Consider the following 2,701-nt stretch of genomic DNA (forward strand, 5'->3'; position numbering starts at 1 on the left):
GTCCCTTACCCACGGGGTGGGCGGAACGGCCTGTTCAACCAATCAAAATAAATTGGTATCAATAAACTTGGCACACTATTGAGTTCTCAAACAACAGACGCAATCCGAAAATACTCGGGAAAACAATGTTTTCCTTTTCTTCTTCGCTGCAATGTTTTATATCTTATTCCATTCCGGCGTTATTTGCAATTCGCGGTTTCCCTTGTCGGGACCCCGTGAAAAGCGTTTTCCGCCGTTCCGGACCCAGCATCCAACGGAGTCTTTCCCACCGGCCCGGCAAAGGGCGCGCACTGGTTGGACTCTGTTTTTGTTGGGGTTTGGCCGCCATGCTCGGGCGCTTTTCCAGCGTCCCGGCCGCGGCGACTTAGAAAACTTTACACAGAATTGGCCTCCGCCGCAAATCGGCCCCGGCGGTTGGAACCGGCCCCATACGGGCACCGGTTCCAACCGCTCATACGTGCTTCTGTCCGCTCAGCTGCGGGGCCGCCGGTAGGACCAGGACCCTAGGATCAATAGGAATCCGGTGAGCATGGCGGTTCCGGCCGTTGCCGCCATAGCGGCGGCGCCGTCGGCTCCGGTGCGCGGGAGTCGTTCGGTAACCGGCACCGGTGCGTACTCATTGACCACCCCGACGGTTTGGGACTGTCCGGGCAGGATGGTTACCTCCGCCGCACCAGACGATTCCACGGTGACATCCTCGTTGGCGCCGGATGCCGGCTCCGTAACCCGGCACACCGTTCCCGCCGGGATGCCGTCGTACCGCTGGGTAAAGGTATCCGCCGAAGTCCCCTCGGGGATAACGAAGATCTCGTCGATCAGTCCGTCACCGCACTGGATGTGAAGCACGACTTCTTCCTGCAGGCCGGCTCCGGAGCCGCTGATGGTTTTCGCCACAACCAGGCTCCCGGGGTTGAATTCCACCGTGTTGGTCACGGCGAGGACGTTCTCCCCCTCGGTGATCGTCACCGGATCTGAGAACGTAGGCGTAACCGTCACCGCCGTGGTGGAACCGGTAACCTCTTCCGTCACCAGACAGACCGTCCCAACCGGAAGGTCGGTAACCGTTTCGGTGACCGGCGTTGTTGCCCCGGCCGGGATTTCGAAGACGAAAATCCCTACAGGACCGCAGTCCACCGTAAGGACGATAGCGCCCTGGATGCCGACTGCCTCTCCGGCAAAGGTTTTATTCACCGTCAGGTCTCCCGCGACGAAGAACTCCGCGGTTGCCTGGGCGTTGGATTCGATCTCGGCGTTTGCGGCCAGGATCAGCTTTTGCGCCTCCGTCACGTCGGGGTTGTTTCCTGCGTAGAGGTAGACGATGCCTGTCTCTACGGGTACTACGGCGCTGGCCGTGATGACAGCCGGATCAGGTGTCTGCGCCGTACTGCGCACCCAGACCTGGGTACCGGATGGAACCGGGTTCACGAGCGGAACGGTCCCTGCGGGGTCCGTAAACAGGGCAAAACCAGCAGGTGCCTCCACGGTCAGTTCTGCCCCGCCTCCAGCGGTGACGGTAAAGGGACCGGTCACGCCGTCCACGGGCCCGGCGGCTACCGGTGGATCAATGCTGACGTCCGGCGGGGGCGGTTCAGTGAGTGGCCCGGCGGCAAGAACAGCATCGATAATCCCCTGAGTCAGCGGGCGGAGGGGATCTGTGTCCTGCAGGACAAAGCCGTCGCTGAAGAACCAGATTGCTGCCTGGACCGCTGCGGCACGGGTGGCGTCATCCGCGGCTTCTGCAGGAAGGCCGGGCTGGTCCGGGTAGTAGCTGTTCAGGACCCGGTTCACGTAACCGACATTGGGGACGTTGGCTTCGCTCCATGTACCGCTCTCGTATCCCAACCCGGAGTAGGTGGAGGTACGGATGTCGATGCAGTACATTTCCTGCGTGTTCCCCTCCTCGTCTGCGGTGAGGATGGTGCCGGCAAAGGACGGATTATCTTCTTCGTAAGTTGGCGGCACGTCCGGGGGGTAGGCGCTGATATCAAACGTCTCCCCTGCGGGTGGTATCCCTCCCGTTGCAGCGGTCCCCACCCCTGTGCCGGTCATGGTGATTTCGACCTCGGCCGCGGGAACTGTGTCTCCCGGCTCTGGGCCGGAGAATACGGCCTGCGCCGGCAACGCCGTCACTACCAACGCGGCCAGCAATGCGCCAACCAGGCCAAACACATTCCTCAAATACCTACGTTGGCTTCTTAGCCTCCCCTGACGCCCCCCATACTGTGCGAGTGCTGCGCTCAGACTCATAAGGTCCCGCCTTCTCTCCTGGACTTACCGAGAGGGGCCGCCGCACTACCCACCAGGTTGTCAGCTGCAGACGTTCGGCCCCGAAGTCGCGACGGTATATCCCGAAGGCCGCAATTTGTAAGGGTGGGACGGTATTCAGGTGATGCATAAAGCCGAAAAGGGGCTGTTGCAGCGATACCGGCAACGTGGCGGGGCCCACGCCCTGCGGTACGGCTCACTCACAGACAAGCCCCGCGGCGGCGCAGTTCGAGGTGATTCTGCGGGCTCAGGCCACGCAGCTCGTCGACGCCGGCCCCGCCGCGTTCGACCTCCCCGGACGCATCCGGGGCTTAAACAAGGAGAGCCCGTACCAACACTGGTACGGGCTCAACCTCTTCAAATATTGTCCGGCGGTGACCTACTCTCCCACATCCTCCCGGATGCAGTACCATCGGCGCTGTGGGTCTTAGCTTCC

The 2,701-nt window shown here is 61.7% G+C and carries 1 protein-coding gene; it reads right to left on the reverse strand.

The features are described from left to right. Positions 1-471: 471 nt before the first annotated feature. Positions 472-2,169: a thioester domain-containing protein gene (locus NNX38_RS16755; RefSeq protein WP_255799068.1), complete on the reverse strand. Its 1,698-nt coding sequence runs from the start codon at positions 2,167-2,169 to the stop codon at positions 472-474. Between the last annotated feature and the right edge of the window lie 532 nt (positions 2,170-2,701).

This window comes from Arthrobacter sp. zg-Y238 (assembly GCF_024385525.1).
In the GTDB taxonomy this organism is placed as follows: domain Bacteria; phylum Actinomycetota; class Actinomycetes; order Actinomycetales; family Micrococcaceae; genus Arthrobacter_B; species Arthrobacter_B jinronghuae.